Annotated in this window: 16 protein-coding genes; 3 read left to right on the top strand and 13 right to left on the bottom strand. The window is 73.9% G+C overall.

Annotation, left to right across the window (positions count from 1 at the left end; translation table 11 throughout):
* Positions 1-12 precede the first annotated feature (12 nt).
* Positions 13-909, bottom strand: coding sequence for an alpha/beta hydrolase (locus tag ACIBCT_RS37030; RefSeq protein ID WP_399196670.1), 897 nt, complete (start codon positions 907-909; stop codon positions 13-15).
* A 117-nt stretch (positions 910-1,026) separates the two neighbouring features.
* Here ACIBCT_RS37030 and ACIBCT_RS37025 point away from each other — a divergent pair, with 117 nt between their 5' ends.
* Positions 1,027-2,070 (top strand): PucR family transcriptional regulator, encoded by a 1,044-nt coding sequence (locus ACIBCT_RS37025; protein WP_399196669.1) that lies wholly within the window; start codon positions 1,027-1,029, stop codon positions 2,068-2,070.
* 120 nt (positions 2,071-2,190) lie between these two features.
* Here ACIBCT_RS37025 and ACIBCT_RS37020 read toward each other — a convergent pair whose 3' ends face one another.
* The gene (locus ACIBCT_RS37020; RefSeq protein ID WP_399196668.1) at positions 2,191-2,637 is read right to left on the bottom strand and encodes a DUF6223 family protein; all 447 of its coding nucleotides are present in this window, start codon (positions 2,635-2,637) and stop codon (positions 2,191-2,193) included.
* A gap of 216 nt (positions 2,638-2,853) precedes the next feature.
* On the opposite strand from ACIBCT_RS37020, the gene ACIBCT_RS37015 reads away from it, so the two are divergent.
* Complete coding sequence (locus tag ACIBCT_RS37015) at positions 2,854-3,981, top strand: sensor histidine kinase (protein ID WP_399196667.1); 1,128 nt, start codon at positions 2,854-2,856, stop codon at positions 3,979-3,981.
* The gene (locus ACIBCT_RS37010; RefSeq protein ID WP_399196666.1) at positions 3,978-4,640 is read left to right on the top strand and encodes a response regulator; all 663 of its coding nucleotides are present in this window, start codon (positions 3,978-3,980) and stop codon (positions 4,638-4,640) included. The genes ACIBCT_RS37015 and ACIBCT_RS37010 overlap by 4 nt, the downstream gene beginning before the upstream one ends.
* A 10-nt stretch (positions 4,641-4,650) precedes the next feature.
* Here the strand turns inward: ACIBCT_RS37010 and ACIBCT_RS37005 are convergent, their stop codons facing one another.
* From ACIBCT_RS37005 to ACIBCT_RS36955, 11 genes are all read right to left on the bottom strand, one after another.
* Positions 4,651-6,030, bottom strand: a complete 1,380-nt coding sequence (locus ACIBCT_RS37005) for a sensor histidine kinase (protein ID WP_399196665.1) — start codon at positions 6,028-6,030, stop codon at positions 4,651-4,653.
* A gap of 91 nt (positions 6,031-6,121) precedes the next feature.
* Positions 6,122-7,390, bottom strand: a complete 1,269-nt coding sequence (locus ACIBCT_RS37000) for an NAD(P)/FAD-dependent oxidoreductase (RefSeq protein WP_399196664.1) — start codon at positions 7,388-7,390, stop codon at positions 6,122-6,124.
* On the bottom strand, positions 7,387-8,871 hold the full coding sequence (locus tag ACIBCT_RS36995) for an NAD(P)/FAD-dependent oxidoreductase (protein ID WP_399196663.1): 1,485 nt from the start codon (positions 8,869-8,871) through the stop codon (positions 7,387-7,389). The genes ACIBCT_RS37000 and ACIBCT_RS36995 overlap by 4 nt, the downstream gene beginning before the upstream one ends.
* Positions 8,868-10,301: an FGGY family carbohydrate kinase gene (locus tag ACIBCT_RS36990; RefSeq protein ID WP_399196662.1), complete on the bottom strand. Its 1,434-nt coding sequence runs from the start codon at positions 10,299-10,301 to the stop codon at positions 8,868-8,870. The genes ACIBCT_RS36995 and ACIBCT_RS36990 overlap by 4 nt, the downstream gene beginning before the upstream one ends.
* A complete protein-coding gene (locus ACIBCT_RS36985; protein ID WP_399196661.1) occupies positions 10,298-11,887 on the bottom strand; it encodes an amino acid permease in 1,590 nt (529 codons plus the stop codon). Before ACIBCT_RS36985 ends, ACIBCT_RS36990 begins: the two co-directional genes overlap by 4 nt.
* A 126-nt stretch (positions 11,888-12,013) precedes the next feature.
* Complete coding sequence (locus tag ACIBCT_RS36980) at positions 12,014-12,835, bottom strand: DeoR/GlpR family DNA-binding transcription regulator (RefSeq protein WP_399196709.1); 822 nt, start codon at positions 12,833-12,835, stop codon at positions 12,014-12,016.
* A 115-nt stretch (positions 12,836-12,950) separates the two neighbouring features.
* Complete coding sequence (locus ACIBCT_RS36975; protein ID WP_399196660.1) at positions 12,951-13,508, bottom strand: CGNR zinc finger domain-containing protein; 558 nt, start codon at positions 13,506-13,508, stop codon at positions 12,951-12,953.
* A complete protein-coding gene (locus ACIBCT_RS36970) occupies positions 13,486-13,881 on the bottom strand; it encodes a nuclear transport factor 2 family protein (protein ID WP_399196659.1) in 396 nt (131 codons plus the stop codon). Before ACIBCT_RS36970 ends, ACIBCT_RS36975 begins: the two co-directional genes overlap by 23 nt.
* A 3-nt stretch (positions 13,882-13,884) precedes the next feature.
* Positions 13,885-14,346 (bottom strand): hypothetical protein, encoded by a 462-nt coding sequence (locus ACIBCT_RS36965; RefSeq protein WP_399196658.1) that lies wholly within the window; start codon positions 14,344-14,346, stop codon positions 13,885-13,887.
* 168 nt (positions 14,347-14,514) lie between these two features.
* Positions 14,515-14,742, bottom strand: coding sequence for a 30S ribosomal protein S18 (gene rpsR / locus ACIBCT_RS36960; protein ID WP_399196657.1), 228 nt, complete (start codon positions 14,740-14,742; stop codon positions 14,515-14,517).
* Complete coding sequence (locus ACIBCT_RS36955) at positions 14,739-15,890, bottom strand: CobW family GTP-binding protein (RefSeq protein WP_399196656.1); 1,152 nt, start codon at positions 15,888-15,890, stop codon at positions 14,739-14,741. Before ACIBCT_RS36955 ends, rpsR begins: the two co-directional genes overlap by 4 nt.
* Between the last annotated feature and the right edge of the window lie 162 nt (positions 15,891-16,052).

Below are 16,052 nucleotides of genomic sequence, written 5' to 3'. Positions count from 1 at the left end.
TCGATCTCGCCGTCACCTCGCCAGGGCCCGGCGCAGGGCGGCGCCGAGCTCGGCGATCTGCCGCTGCGACACCTCGGCGGACAGGATCGCCTGCGACCCGTGGAAGGTTCCGGGCCACTGGTGCAGCTCGACCGACACGCCCGCCTGCAGCATGCGCAGCGCGTAGTCGATGTCCTCGTCGCGGTTCGGGCAGAACTCCGCGGAGGCGACGTAGGCGGGCGGCAGGCCGGACAGGTCGGTCGCCCGCGCCGGGGCGGCGTACGGCGAGGCGGGGGTGGAGCCCAGGTAGTGCCCCCACAGCTGGGTGGTCTTGTTCCTGTTCATCCAGGGCGTGTCGGTGAAGTTGCGCGCCGACCACGTCTGCTGGCGGTCGTCGAGACCGGGCTGGTTGAGCAGCTGGAAACAGATCGGCGGCCCCTGCAGGTCCCGCGCCCGCAACGCCACCGCGGCCGCGAGGCCCGCACCGGCGCTGTGGCCCCCGACCGCGATCCGCTCGGGGTCGACGCCGAGCTCGGCCGCGTGCCGGGCCGTCCAGGTCAGCACGGCGTGGACGTCGTCGAGGGCGGCCGGGAACGGGTTCTCGGGGGCCAGGCGGTAGTCCACCGAGATCACCACCGCGCCGGAGGCCTCCGCCAGCCGTGTGGCCCACGGGTGCTCGGTGTCCAGGTCGCCCATGACGAACCCGCCGCCGTGCATCCAGACGATCGCGCCCTGCGCCGGGTGCGGGCGGTAGATCCGCACGGCCACGTCCGGGTCCGCGGGTACCGTACGGTCCTCGATCTCCATGTTCGAGGTGTCCGGTACGGGCATCGCGGTGGCGAGCCGGGCGAAGTTCGCGCGGGCCGAGACCGGGTCGGACAGGTCGGTCGAAGGGAACAGCGGGACGAAGGCATCGAGTTCGGGATCCATGCCGACCATCCTCACGGCCGTCACCCCCCGGGGCACCCGCCATCCGTCGGGCATCCCGCCCCGCTCGCGCGCCGATCGGCGCTCACCCCGCCGCCCGCGCGGTCCTATGCTCCTGGCATGGAGGCACTGGCCGTACGGCTGTCGCACCTGGACTCGCAGGCCGGGGGAGCGATCCGGGTGATCATGTTCTACGACACCCTGATGCGCAGGCGGGTGGACCTGCCCGCGCTGACCCGCGCCTCGGCGGTGCTGGCCGAGTGCGTGGCCGGGATCCGGCTCCACGGCACGGGACGGGTGATCCGCGCCTCGTCCGACGGCGGGCAGGCCCCCGCCCCGGCGTCCCCCGCGTCCAGCGCGGCACCGGTCACGCTCGACGAGGAGGAGATCGGCACGGTGTGGCTGGAACGCCCCGGCCCGCCCAACCCGCTCGACGACCTGCTGCTGGACCGGCTCGCCATCGCCTCGGCGGCGGTCGTCGAGCGGTACGGCCCGGCCCGTACCACCATGGCCGATCCCGCCCTGATCGAGCTGGTGATCAGCTCCGGGGGGGACGAGGCCGCCAGGGCCCGCGCGTTGCGGCTGCTGGGATTCGCCGCCGATCTGCCGGTCCGCGTCGTCGCCGTACGGTCGCCGCTCCCGCTCGACCGGATCGGCGGCCTGGTCTGCCCGGCCCGCCTGGTGAAGGCGGCGTCGATCGCCGGCACGGGCGTGCTGCTGGCAACCACCGTGGACCCGGCCCGCTTCCCCGAGGGCGTACGCGCGGGCATCGGCGCCGCCGAGAGCCCCGACCGGTCGTGGCGGGAGGCCCGCACCGCCCTGCGCTTCACCACCCCGCGCAGACCGGTCGTCCCCTACGACGACCTGGGCGCGATGGCCCTGCTCGCGCAGGTGCCCCGGGAGGCCGCGCGGGGCAACGCCGACGTGGCCGCGATCGCCCGGATCGCCCGGACGGCCGCGAACCCGGAGGACCTGGAGACCCTGGAGGCCTACTGCGAGACCGGCTCCCTGCGCCGGGCCGCCGACCTTCTCCACCTGCACCACAGCAGCGTCGCCCGCCGCGTCGAGCAGCTCGGGAGGGAGCTGGGCCTCGACCTCACCGAGCCCACCGGGCTGGTGCGGGCCAGGCTCGCCCTCACCGCGTGGCGGCTGCTCGACGACTGAGCACGGCCCGTCCCGCTCCCGGCCCGTCCCGCTTCCGGCCCGTCCCGCCCGCGGCGTGACCGTGTCGGCGACGCGATCGTGCCGGCGACGCGGGAGCAGGGGCGGGACCGGGCGGCGCGGTCAGGCGCCGCGGCCGGAGGACGCGGACGAGCGACGGGAGCGGGCCAGGACCAGCCCGCCCAGGGCCGTGGCGACCAGCCCGACCACCAGCGATATGTAGCCCCCGACGATCCCGTAGCCGGTCCCGGGACCCCCTTCGGCGGCGGCCACGACCAGCCCGCCGACGACCACGCCGGCCGCCCCGGCCACCAGGGCCACGATCGCCCCCCTCCTGCCGTCGCCGTTGCCGATCCGGCCGGTGGAGCGGGCCAGGGCCAGCCCGCCGACGACCGCGCCGGCCAGCCCCAGTACCCCTCCCACCATGGACCAGGCCCGCCCGGCGGTCAGGGTGTACGACCCGACGGGCTCCGGCTGGACCAGGGCGTGCGCGGCCGCCGGCGCGGCGAGCGCGAGACCCGCGAGCAGGACGGCCGCGACGGCGGCGGCGAGCAGATGACGGACGGGCATGGGTACTCCTTCTCCCTGCGGATGGACGCCGTCCGATCATGTCCGCCGGACCGGCCCCGGGTCGTCCCCCGGGCGCGGACACCTCGCGCTGCCACCGGCGGCGGACCCCGGCCACCGCGGGCGCCGCAGGATCCGGGCGCCTACCACGGCCGCGGTAGGCGGGCCCTCGTCCGTGCGCGGGAGTCGCCCGGGCGCACATCCGGTTAGGGTGCGCCCATGAGCACAGGACGGCCCGGTCTCCGGGCGGGCGTCACGGACTGGGTGGTCGCCGTCGGCGTGGCGGCGACGCTGCTGTTCACCGGGCTGTCCGCACGGCACCCCGGAACCCACCCGGACCTGCTCGGCCACGCGCTGCTGACGGTCGGGGGCCTGGCGCTGGCCGCGCGCCGCCGGGCGCCGGTCGCCGTCCTGGCCGTCACCGGGCTGTGCGCGGCGGGGTACCAGGCGGCCGGTTTCGACGTGCCCGCGGTCGCGTACCTGTTCGCGGTGTACGCGGCCGTGCGGGCGGGACACCGCGCCGTCACGGTGGCGGCGAGCGTGGCCATGCTGGCCGTTCTGCCCCTCGCGGCCATGGCCTCGGGCCTGCACGACACCGGTGAGGCGTTCGCCCAGGCCCGGGGCGCCCTGGAGCTGGCCTGGCTGATCGCGGCCGGCGCCGCGGGGGAGGCGCTGCGCCAGGCCGAGCGGCGGGCGGACGAGGCCGAGCGCACCCGGGAGGAGACCGCGCGGCGCCGCGCCGACGAGGAGCGGCTGCACATCGCGCGGGAGCTGCACGACTCGCTCACCCACCAGATCTCGATCATCAAGGTGCAGGCCGAGGTCGCCGTCCACGTGGCCCGCAAGCGGGGGGAACAGGTGCCCGAGGCCCTGCTGGCGATCCGGGAGGCCGGTCGCGAGGCGGCCCGGGAGCTGCGGGCGACCCTGGAGGCGCTGCGCGACGACGACACGACCCCGCCGCGCGGCCTCGACCACGTCGCCGAGCTGGTGGAACGTGCCCGGACGACCGGCCTGGACGCGAAGCTGACGATCGAGGGACAGCGGCACGACGTACCGGCCGCGGTGGACCGCACCGTCTACCGGATCGTCCAGGAGTCGCTGACCAACGTCGCCCGTCACGCCGCCGCGGCCACGGCGTCGGTCCGCATCGACTACCGTCCCGACACCCTGGTCGTACGGGTCGACGACGACGGCGAGGCCGCGGCCGGCAGCGTGCCGGTGCCCGGCGTCGGGCTGCTCGGGATGCGCGAACGGGTCACCGCCCTGGGCGGACGGCTGCGCGCGGCACCGCGCAGCGAGGGCGGCTTCACCGTCCACGCCGAGCTTCCCGTGGACCGGACGTCGTGATCCGCGTCCTGCTGGTCGACGACCAGGCGCTCATCCGCAGCGGGTTCCGCGCGCTCCTCGACCTCGAGGACGACATAGAGGTGGTGGCCGAGGCCGCCGACGGCGGGGAGGGCGTGGAGCTGGCCGGGCGGTACCTGCCCGACATCGCGCTCATCGACATCTCGATGCCGGTCGTCGACGGCATCGAGGCGACCCGGCGCATCGCCGCGGACCCGGCCCTGGCCGGGGTGCACGTCGTCATCCTGACCAACTACGGCCTGGACGAGCACGTCTTCGACGCGCTGCGCGCCGGCGCGGCCGGGTTCCTCGTCAAGGACATCCTGCCGGAGGACTTCCTGCACGCCGTGCGCGTCGCCGCGCGCGGCGACGCGCTGCTCGCACCGTCGATCACCCGCAGGCTGATCGACCGGTACGTCAGCCGGCCGCTCCACACCGGCACCGGCACCGGGCTGAAGGAGCTGACCAACCGCGAACGCGAGGCCGTCGCCCTGGTCGCCCAGGGCCTGTCCAACGACCAGATCGCCGACCGCATGGTGATCAGCTCGCTGACCGCGAAGACCCACGTCAACCGGGCCATGACCAAGCTGCACGCCCGTGACCGCGCCCAGCTCGTGGTCCTCGCCTACGAGTCCGGCCTGGTGGTCCCGCGCACCTGTTGACCCCCTGGGCTCACGGAAGGGGACGCCGCCCCGCCTCCTCGGCGGCGCGGAGGGGGAGCCTCGCCACGAACCGCGCGCCCCGCTCGGAGTCCTCGACGGTCAGCGTCCCGCCGTGCTGCTCGGCGATCCCCCTGGCGATCGCCAGGCCCAGTCCCGTGCCGCCCTCGTCCTTGCTGCGGGCCGAGTCCAGCCGGGTGAAGCGCTGGAACACGACCTCCCGCTGGTCGGCGGGGATCCCGGGGCCGTCGTCGCTCACCTCCAGCAGGGCGTCGGAGCCCTCGCCGCGGACCGAGACCGTCACCGCGTGGGCGGCGTGCCGCTCGGCGTTGTCCAGCAGGTTGCCGAGCAGCCGGGTGAGCTGGAGCCGGTCCCCGGTGACCGTCAGGCCGGGCGCGAGGTCCGCCGTGATCCGCGTCCGGTGGCCGCGGTGGGTGAGCTCGGAGGCGACCAGCTCGCCCAGGTCCGTGCCGTCCCCGGTGCCGTCGGCACCACCGAGGTCCGCGTCGAGGCGGGCGAGCGTGAGCAGGTCGGTGACGATGGCCTGCAGCCGGTGGAGATCGGCGAGCAGGGCCGCCGAGACCGCGGGCCAGTCGGTCTCCCGCGGGTGCAGCAGCGCCTCCTCCACCTGGACGCGCATGGCGGTGATGGGGCTGCGCAGGTCGTGCGAGGCGTCGGCGGCGAAGCGCCGCTCCCGCTCCACGGCGGCCTCCAGCCGGTCCAGGGTCTGGTTCACGGTCCGCGCCAGCTTCTGGATCTCGTCGGGGGACGCGGGAACGGGGACCCGGCGGCCCAGGTCGGTCGCGGTGATCTCGGCCAGTTCCGCGCAGATCGCCTCCACCGGGTCGAGGGAGCTCGCGACGGCGCGGTAGGCGCCGGACGCGCTGAGCCCGGTCAGGAGGGCGGAACCGGCCAGCAGGGCGGCCAGCAGCCTGAGGTCGGTGTACCAGGGGACGGCGTGGTCGGCGCCGTAGACGATCCATTCCCCTCCGGCCTCGGGCACCCGCAGGGCCACCAGGATCATGCACGTCCCGGCCAGGCCCGGCGCGTCGCAGACGGTCCGGTCCGCGTACCTGCTGTCCTCCGGCGGCAGGAAGGAGGCGATGCGCGCCCTGCCGGCCAGTTCCCTGCTCGCCGAGACGACCCGTCCCCGGGGATCCACCACCTGCAGGATCGGCATCCCCGCGCCGGGGAGCACGGCCGGCAGCCGCCGGTCGGCCGGGATGAGGGGGGCCACCCTCAGCTGCGTCGCCAGGATCCGGCCGGTCCGGTCCTCGGTGACGTGGTGATGGGCGTTCGTCAGGGTGAGCGCGCAGAAGCCCCCGCACACCAGCGCCATCACGGCACCGCACCACACGGCCATCCGAGTCCGCAGCGACCAGTACCGTCGCACGCCCACCTCCCCGCCCCTGGTGATCACGCTAAACGGGTGTGGTGCGAGAAGGGCCCGCCGAACGTTCAAGGCGGCATAAATACCGGGAGCGTCAGGAGTCCACGCCGATGTGCACGGGACCGTCGCCGGGGTCGACCGCGGCCAGGATGCCCGCCGGGACGCGGAACACCCGGCCGGGGGCCGCGGGCCACCACACCCGCCTGCGGGCGACGACCCTTCCCTCCTGCCGCAGGACGATCCGCGGGAAGGGGATGTAGCGGTCGCTCCACAGCAGGAGCCGGTCGCGGGCCGGGGCGGGGTCCCGGGGGCGGAAGACCTCCGGCGACACCCAGCGGAAGGGCGCGTCGGCGAGGAGCCGCACCTGCTCGGCCGGTGGGGTCACGCCGTCCAGCCAGGCCACGACCGAGCGGGCCACGTGGGCACCGTCGATCGCCGCGATGTCGGCCGTGTCGACCGGGTGGAGCAGGTTGCCCGCGGCGAACACCCCGGGCCGTTCGGTCCGCATGGCGCCGTCGACCAGAGGGCCGTTCGTGCCGGGGTCCAGGGTGATCCCCGCGGCGCGCACCAGCTCGTGGTCGGGGATCCAGCCGCCGGTGAGGACGAGCGTGTCGCACGCGACGACCCGTCTCGCGCCGGTGTCGATGTTCTCGATCTCGACCGCTTCGAGCTCCGGCCGGCCGATGACCCTCGTCACGCGGGTGCGGGTGGCGACCCGGGTCCGGAACAGGATCCTGCCGGGGACGCTGAACAGGGCGTAGGAGTCGGCCCGCGGGTACTCGGTGGTCATCAGGACGGTCCGGCAACCGGCCTCGCGCAGCGTCAGCGCGGCCGACCAGCTGACGAGCTCCGCCCCGACGACGACGGCCCTGCGGCCGACCCTGCCGTGCCGCAGGTGGACGAGGTTCTGCAGGTGGCCGGTGGTGTAGACGCCGTGGGCGCGGTCCCCGGGGATGAGGCGGGCCGGGCGCGGGCGCTCGCGGGCGCCGGTGGCCAGGACGACGGCCCGCGCCTCGACCCGGATGCGGCCCTGCGGGGTGGTGGCCTCGATCGTGCGGTCACCGGCCCAGTTCGTCACGGTGGCCTCCGTCAGGATCGTCGCCCCGGCGGCCTCGGCCTCCCGCACGAGCCTCCTGGCGTAGGCGGGCCCGCTCATGAAGCGCCGCATGTCCCTGATCCCGTAGCCGGGGTGGTCACTGTGGCGGGGGATGCCCCCGGCCGTGTTCTCCCGGTCCAGGACGAGCACGTCGCCGTCGACCCTCGGCGCGAGCTCGCGGGCGGCGCTCAGCCCGGCCGGTCCGCCGCCGACGATGACGACGGAGGGGGTCAGGACGGTGACGCCGGTCAGGTCGGTGGACGTCATCGCCGGGCCTCCAGCGGTACGCGGGGGTGTCCGCCGGTACTCTCGTCCCCGCCGTCGCGGATCTCGCCCCGGCGTTCCAGCAGCCCGCCGATCTCGGCGCCGCAGTAGAACCCCTGGCAGCGCCCGTTCATCGCCCGGGTGCGGCGGCGAAGCCCCTCCAGGCCGGTCGGCGGGATCGGGGAGCGGAAGGCGTCGCGGATCTCGCCCGCGGTCACCCGCTCGCAGAAGCAGACCACCTTGCCGTACGCGGGGTCGGCGGCGATCCGGGCGGCGTCCTGGTACGGGCGCGGGTACGCCTCCCCGAGGTTGGGCATGCGGGGCGGCTCCGGCAGGTCCTCGCGGGGCACGAGCGCCAGCCCGGCGTCGCGGGCCAGGTCGGCGACGTACTCGGCGATGGCGATCCCGGCGGTCAGGCCGGTCGAGCGGATCCCGCCGACCAGGACGTAGCGCCGCTCGGAGTCGGCCTCGATGAGGTAGTCCGGGTGGTCGCTCGCTGCGCGCAGCCCGGCGTAGGTCGCGGTGACCTCCTCCCGCAACAGGTCGGGCATCAGCTTCTCGCCCTTGGCCATCAGGAACTCCAGCCCCTTCTCCGAGGTCCCGGTGTCGGTGCGGTCGGTGAGGTCCTCGGCGGTGGGGCCGAGCAGCACGTTGCCGTAGACGGTGGGGCTGATCAGCACGCCCTTGCCCCGGGAGCTGGGCACCGGAAGAATGATCTTGCTGACCAGCGGCCGGGCGAGCTTGTCGTACACCACCAGCTCGCCGCGCCGCGGCGTGACGGTGAAGCGGTCGTGGCCGAACAGCCGGTCGACGACGTCGGCGCCGAGCCCGGCCGCGTTGACGACCCAGCGGGTGCTCACGTCCCCGCCGGAGGTGCGCAGCACGGTCGTGCCGCCGAGGTCGTCGGCCGAGCGGACCGCCCGGTTCAGCAGCAGCGTCACCCCGCGGCCGACGGCGTCCGTGGCCAGGGCGAGGTTGGTGGTCCAGGTGCAGACGATGGACTCGTCGGGGACGGTGAGGCCCCCCAGGACCCCCTCGCCGAGGTGGGGGAGCTGCCGGTACACCTCGGCGGAGTCGATGATCTCCGTCCTGTCGTAGCCGTTCCGCTCCGCCTTCTCCCGCAGGCCCGGCAGCGCGCCGAGCTCCTCGTCGGTCCAGGCCACCAGCACGGCCCCGGTGCGCTCCACGGGGATGCCGGTCCGCTCCGCGTAGTCCGACAGCAGGTGGTACCCCTCGCGGACCAGCCGGGACTCGAGCGTGCCGGGCGTGGCGTCGAAGCCGGTGTGCAGGATGGCGGTGTTCGCCTTGCTCGTGCCGTCACCGACGTCGTCCCGCGCGTCCAGCAGCGCGACGCTCAGCTCGTAGGACGCCAGCTTCCTGGCGACGGCCGAGCCGACGATGCCGGCGCCGATCACCACCACGTCGAACACGGTGGTGTCCGTGGCGGTGGGCGTACCTGTGATCTTGCCCGTGGTGTCGTTCACTGGCTTGCCTCCTGGGTCAGGGCGGTGGCGACGGCGTCCCTCCAGCGGGAGCGGAAATCCGCCGCCCGGTCCGCGGACCATCGGGGTTCGTAGGTCGTGCTGGGCTCCCACGCGTTCACCGCGTCCCGCAGGGAGAGCGACGGGTCGAGCGCGGTGCGGGCCAGTGCCACCGCGCCCATCGGGGTGGCGTGCTGGGAGGGGTAGACGTCGATCCGGATCCGCATCAGGTCGGCGACCGCCTGCATGAGGACCCGGCTCCGGGTGAGCCCGCCGTCCACCCGCAGCCGGGTCAGCGGCCGTCCGAGGTCGGCGGCGACCAGGTCGCCCAGCTCGGCGACCTGGGCCGCGATCCCCTGCAGGACGGCCAGCACGAGATGTCCCGGGCCGGTGGAGAGGGTCATCCCGGAGAAGGAGGCCCTGGCGTCGGGACGCCACCACGGGGCGGCCAGGCCCGCCAGCGCCGGGACGCACAGCACCCCCTCGGCGTCGCCGGCCGCGACCGTGTCCAGGTCCGCGGCGGCGGTGACGAAGCCGAGGTCCTGCAGCCACCGCACGGCCGAGGCGGCCGTGTAGACCTGGCCGTCGAAGCAGTACGAGGTCTCGCCCCGGACCCGCCAGGCGATCGAGGCGGCCAGCCCGGCGGTGGAGCGCGCGGCCGAGGCGCCGGTGTTGGCCAGCAGGAACGCGCCGGTGCCGAAGGTGCACTTGGCCTCGCCGGCCCGCAGGCAGTTCTCGGCGAGCAGCGCCGCCTGCTGGTCGACCACCAGCCCGGCGACGGGGACGTGCCCGCCGAACGCGGAGGTGTGGCCGGCCACCTCGTCGGAGGAGACGATCCGCGGCAGGCGCTCGGTGCCGAGGCCGAACAGCTCCAGCAGCCCGGGGTCCCACTCGCCGTCGTCGAGCCGGGTGACCAGCGACCGGCTCGCCGTGGCGACGTCGGTGACGAACTCCCCGGTCAGGTGGTGGAGGATCCAGGAGTCGGAGGTGGTCACCACCCCCTCCCGGGTCACGTTCCGGCGCAGCCAGGCCATCTTCGGCGCGGAGAAGTACGGGTCGAGGACCAGGCCCGTGGTGGCGGCGACGTGCTCCGCGGACCCGCCCAGCTCTGCGCAGATGCCCTCCGACCTGCGGTCCTGCCAGACGACGGCGGGGGACAGGGGGGTGCCCGTCGCCGGGTCCCAGGCCAGCACGGTCTCGCCCTGGTTGGCCAGCGTGACGGCGTCGACCGGCACCCCGGCCCGCGCGACGGCCTGGCGGCCGGCGTCGAGGACCGAGCCGAGCAGTTCCCGCGGGTCCTGCTCGACCCCGCCCCCCGGCAGGTAGGCGGGGCGGACCGGCAGCTCGGCGAGGCCCAGCACCTCGCCGCCGGCGTCGACGACGATCGCCTTGGTGGCGGAGGTGCCCTGGTCTATCGCCAGTACGGTGGTCACCGCTGGTGTCTCCCCTCTGCGCGCCCGTCCCGGACGCCCCCGGTCCCGTTCGCGGCCGCGGTGCCGGTCCCGTTCGCGGTGCCGGTCGTGTCGGCGGTCAGCGCCGCGTCGATGGAGTGCATGTCCGGCATCGCCAGGCCCCTGACGCCCTTGGTGGCGAGCAGGTAGGCCAGGTACGCGGCCCCCAGGGCGAGCATGATGAGGACGTAGATCCACGGTTCCACGAACGAGGCGTCACGGAACAGCAGCAGCTCGAACACGAGCCAGACCAGGGCGACGACGATCACCGGGATCTCCCAGCGTCCCAGGTCGAAGCCCTTGCTCGGCGGCAGCGTCCTGCGCTTGACCACGTACATGACGACGGTCCCGGTGTAGATGATCGCCGGCAGCAGGGTGGCGGCGGCGAACAGCCCGAAGAGGGCGTCGGTCCGGGTGGAGAAGACCGCCAGGATCAGCTCGCCGACGACGAACATGAACACGGTGGCCTTCAGCGGCGTGCCGAAGCGCGGCGAGACCTGGCTCAGGGCCTGCCAGCCGGGGAACCGCCGGTCGCGGGACATCGCCCAGACCAGGCGCACCCCGGTCATCAGGATCACCATCCCGCAGGCGAAGATCGCGATCACCACGAGCACGAGCAGGGCCGTGCCCACGACGGGGCCGAGCACCCGGCTGATCACGTCCGCCACCGGCGTCCCGGACTTCGCCAGCTCGACCGGGTCACCGGCGAGCAGGGTGACCGCGACCAGGAACAGGAAGCCGAGCACCCCGGAGGCGAGCACCGCCTGCCACATGGCGCGGGGGACGACGCGGGCGGGGTCCTTGGTCTCCTCGGCGAGGTTGGCCGCCGACTCGAAGCCGACGATCGTGAACGCGCCGAGCAGGAACCCCAGCATCCACGGCCCGGCCGAGGTGAGCGTGCCGAAGCCGAGGTAGTTCTCGGAGGGGACGGCACCGGTGCTGAACAGGTTCGCGAAGTCGACCTCCTTGGCGACGAAGCCGACGCCCAGCAGCAGCAGGACGAGGGCGATCATGCCGATGAGCTCGGCCGTCACGGCGAAGTTGTTGACCCGCTCGGTCCACTTCGTGGAGAAGGCCACCAGGACGGCCTGGGACAGGATGACCACGCTGGTGATCACCCAGGCGTTCAGCGGCGTTCCCTCGTACCCCAGGAGCACGGGCATGACGGTGGAGGCGATCGTGTAGTCCACGGCCACGACCACGATCGCCAGGAACGTGAACGAGATCCAGCCGATGATCCAGCCGAGGACGGGGTTCGCCAGCCGGGACATCCACTGGTAGGAGTACCCGGTCACCGGGATGCGCGCGGCCAGCGAGCCGAAGATGAACGCGACGGCGAGCTGCCCGATGATCACGATCGGCCAGGTCCAGATACCGGCCGGCCCCGAGCTGTTCAGCACCGCGCCGTACGTGGTGAAGATGCCGGTGGCGATCGAGACGAAGGCGAACGCCACCGCGAACGAGGCGAAACGCCCGGTGCCGCGCTGCATCGCCTGCCGGTAGCCGAACTCCTCGACGTTCCCGCCGGTTTCGCGATCTCCCCCGGCGGGGGGTGAATAATGGGTCATGGATTACCAGCTCCTGTGTTTCCTGTCAGATGGCGCATCGGTGTGGTGATCCGAGCCGGGTGGCGTTGCCGCGCCGCCCGGCTCGCTTGATCGCTGCCGGAGAGCTTCATGGTCGACGGGGGGCGGTCACGGCAGGACGATCACCCCTCCCTCGCGGGTGACGGCGTCCCGGACGGCGGACGGCGGTTCGGCCTCGGTGACGAGCCCGGCGAACTCTGCCAGGCCGGCGACCCGGTGCCGGGCGACCAGCCCGAACTTGCTCGAATCGGCGAGCACGTACGAGCGCGTCGCGTTCCTGAGGATGATCCTCCGCGTCGCGATCTCGTCCAGGTAGTAGTCGGTCAGCCCGGCCACCGCGTCGACGCCGCCGGAGCCGAGGAAGGCGACGTCCGGGTTCAGGTCGGCGAAGAACGCCTGGGCGAGCGAGTTCGAGAGCGCGAGATCCCCGGCCCTGAGCCTGCCCCCGCAGACCAGGACCTCGACGCCCGGCCGCTCGGACAGCTCCGCGGCGACCAGCAGGGAGCACGTGGCGACGATCCCGGAGAAGTCCAGCGGCAGGGCCCGGGCGACCTGCACGGCGGTGGTCCCCACGTCGATCACGACCGTCTGGCCGGGACGCGCCAGCCCCGCCGCGGCACGCCCGATGCGGCTCTTGGCCTCCGCGGCGGTCCCGGTGCGCTCGGCGAACGGAGCCTCCTCGCCCGCGGCCTGCCCGAGCGCGATCGTCGCCCCTCCGTGGACGCGCGCCAGCATGCCCCGGCGTTCGAGCAGCACGAGGTCGCGGCGGATCGTCTCCGCCGACACGCCCAGCTCGCGCGCGAGATCGTCCGTGCTGACGACCCGAGAGGCCCGGAGCGCCTCACCGATCCGCGCGTGCCGCTCAGTGGGCAGCACTGCTGACCGCTTTTGTGGACTTCTGTGGCTCCATGAGGAAAAGTATGCGCTGATGTTGTGACAGGGTCAATGCACCCGTGTCACAACTGGATTTTTTACCTGACCGAATGCAACCGCCACCGGCCTGGGACTCCATGACCCGATCATGAGCGCCGCGGGCGGGCCCGGGTCAGGTCTCCTCCGGGGTCCGGCGGCGGTAGGCCTGCGTCTTCATGCGGTTGCCGCACAGGTGCGGTGAGCACCACCGGGCCCGGCCGGGACGGGACCGGTCGTAGAAGACCCACTGGCAGTCGGGGGCCGGGCAGATGCCGAGCCGCCGCCAGGTGCCGTCCGCCGTGGCGGTGACCGCCGCCGCGACGATCCGGCCGAGCGCGACGGTCACCGGGTCGCCGAGGGCCACCGGCTCGGCGCCGCGCGCGGTCAGCCTGACCCGCACCGGGAGGTCGAGCAGGACCTCGCCCTCCTCGCCGAGGGCCCGGCGAAGGGCCGCGCGCAGGTCGCGGGCACGGGCGAGGTGGGTGTGGTCGGTCGCGCCGCCCGGATCCGGCAGGTCGTGCTCGCGCAACCAGCGTTCCAGGCCGGCGGGTGTGGCCAGGCGGTCGTTCGCCTCGAGGCGCCGGCCGTGGACGACGAAGGTGCGCCGGTCGTCGGTGTTGGTGAAACGGTGGATCAGCGCGACGGCGTCGGGCAGGCCGGTGACCTCCTCAGGAGTGGCCGGTGGCAGCATCGCCGATGTCCCCGCGCACCCTTCGGTAGGCGTCCTTCACCCGGATGCGGTCACCGTCGAACTCGAAGAGGTCGCAGCCGTGCACCTCGTGCACCCGTCCGTCCTCGTCCGTACGCGTGTAGGACCACTTCGAGGCGCCGCGGTCACCGGCGACGAACGCCTCGCCGCCCCGTGACTCGTATCCCTCGTCGTAGGCGAGCATCAGCGCGAAGCCGCGCCGTACCTCCTCCCGCCCGCGGAAGGTGGTTCCGGGCTCGGCACCGACGGAGGCCACGAAGACGCAGTCGTCCGTCATGAAGTCCATGAGGAGGTCGAGGTCCTTCCTCCTCCACGCCGCGCCGAATCCGGCCAGCCTCTCCGTCGTCATCCCCATCGCTCAGATCCTTCCTTCGAAGTGGTCCGCCATGTAGGCGTCCAGATCCGGTCCCTCGGGGTTGGCCAGCACGTGCCGCAGCCAGGCCCGCCGCTCGAAGTCGGTGGCCTCCAGCTCCCAGACGCACCCGATGGCCCGGCCCGGATGGGGGCGCAGCTCCGAGGGCCGATCCAGCGGTGACGAGAACAGTCGCTGATGCAGCTCGTTGTCGCCGGACCACCAGTCGATCAGCGCGAAGCAGAGGTCGGCCGCGTCGTGCGCGATGACGAAGCCGACGCCGTGCCGTCCGCCGCCGTGCGCCCGCCGAGGCAGCGCCGAGGCCGCGATCTTCGCGGTCGCGGTCAGCAGGGCGGTACGCGGGGCCTCGGCGTGCGCGGCGATGCCGTACATCTTCACCGCCCACCCGCCGCCGACCGGCTCGACGCCGTGAAAGCCGATCGTGCGGGGTCGATATCGAACGCTCATCGCGGCCCTCCCATGGCGACACCTGTTAAATAAATAACAGGTGTCGGATGTCTCCGGCAAGGCCGCCGGGAGCGCGAGTCCGTGACCGGCCGCAGGGCGGTGGAGTCTCGGGAAGGTGCGCCGGGTCCGCCCTCGCGCGCGCGGCCGGTGGCGGGGAGCGGAGGGCGGTCAGCCGCGGGGGCGGGTGGCGTAGGGCAGCAGGGCCATCTCCCGGGCGTTCTTGACGGCCCGGGCGAGCTGTCGTTGCTGCTGGACGGTGACGCCGGTGACGCGGCGGCTGCGGATCTTGCCGCGGTCGGAGATGAACCTGCGCAGCAGGTCGGTGTCCTTGTAGTCGACGTAGGTCATCCCGCGCAGCGGGTTGCTCTTCTTACGGGGGGTGCGGTGGGGCTTCATGCGATCTCCTTCAGGTCGAGGAGGTGGGCGAACGGGTCGTCGTAGCCGGCCCAGACGTCGGAGCCGGCCAGGATCTCCTCCTGGGTGAGCAGGCAGGAGTCGAGCAGGGCGTGCAGGCGCTCGCGGTCGAGGTCGGGGCCGGTGAAGACCAGGTGCTGCACCCGGTCGCCGGTGATGTCGTTCCAGTCGAGGGTGGCGGCGCTGCGGCGGGCGGGGGAGACCATCTCCCAGGCGGCCTCGGGAAGGGCGGCCAGCCACGGCCCGGCGTCCTCGACCGAGACGACGCCGGCCACCGCGTCCCAGGCCAGCAGGCGCTCGTGGCGGGTGGCCAGCCAGAACCGGCCGCGGGAGCGGACCGACTCGGTGACCAGCTCGTCGACGGCGTCGAACAGGCGCTCGGGGTGCAGCGGGCGCAGCCGGTGCCAGACCACGGTGGTGATCTCGTCGGTACGGGCGTCGACGGGCAGCTGGGCGGTGGCCGGGTCGACGCGCTCGGCCAGCGTGACGGTGCACAGGGCGGCGCCGGTCACGGCGGGAGGTGCGCCGACGTCGAAGACCGGGGTGACGGGCGCGAGGTGGCCGAGCACGGCGCGGGTCAGCTCGTCGTCCTCGGGGTCCTCGGCGTCGCCGCCGTGCAGGACCAGGCCGGTGGCGTACTCGATCTGGCGGGCCAGCACCTCGGCCAGGTGGCGCTCGTCGCCGTGGGCGGCGATCTGGCCGGTCTCGGCCAGGCGGTCGCCGCGGGTGATGTCGACCGGCATGTGCTCGGCGTCCAGCGCGGTGAGCACGGCGGTCAGGCGCAGGATGTCGCGGGCCTCGTCGCAGTCGATCGCCTCGGCCACCGGCCGGGGCTCGACCGAGTCCCACAGGTCCACGACCAGCAGGGAGGCGGCCGGGGCGCGCCGGACGAGCTCGGGGAGCAGGTCCTCGCGGACGGTGCAGGTGACGCAGCCGTGCGCGAGCCGTACCTCGGACAGGTCCAGGACGCCGGAGCGGTCGCGGACGAGGCGCTCGACGCGGCCGCCGGCCACCGAGCGCAGGTCGTGGTGGACGGCGACGGCGCCGGGATGGTCGTGCAGCAGCCGGTCGACGGTGGCGGTGCGGGCGGGCGCGTGCAGGCCGGCGACGAGGACGACAGGGGTGGACACGGGTCTCCTTCCGGATGCGGGCACGGTCTCGTGCCCGGTCTCGCGGCACCGGGCTCCGATGTGCGAAATGAAAATCGTTCCCGTTATCATTGCATGCCTCGGCCGCCAGAGAGGAGCCCCATGGCCAGAAACGAGCTCCGCCCCGTGATCAAACTCAGATCC

Source organism: Streptosporangium sp. NPDC050855 (assembly GCF_044456585.1).
Taxonomy (GTDB): Bacteria; Actinomycetota; Actinomycetes; order Streptosporangiales; family Streptosporangiaceae; genus Streptosporangium; species Streptosporangium longisporum.
This window is presented reverse-complemented; position numbering and strand designations above follow the sequence as displayed.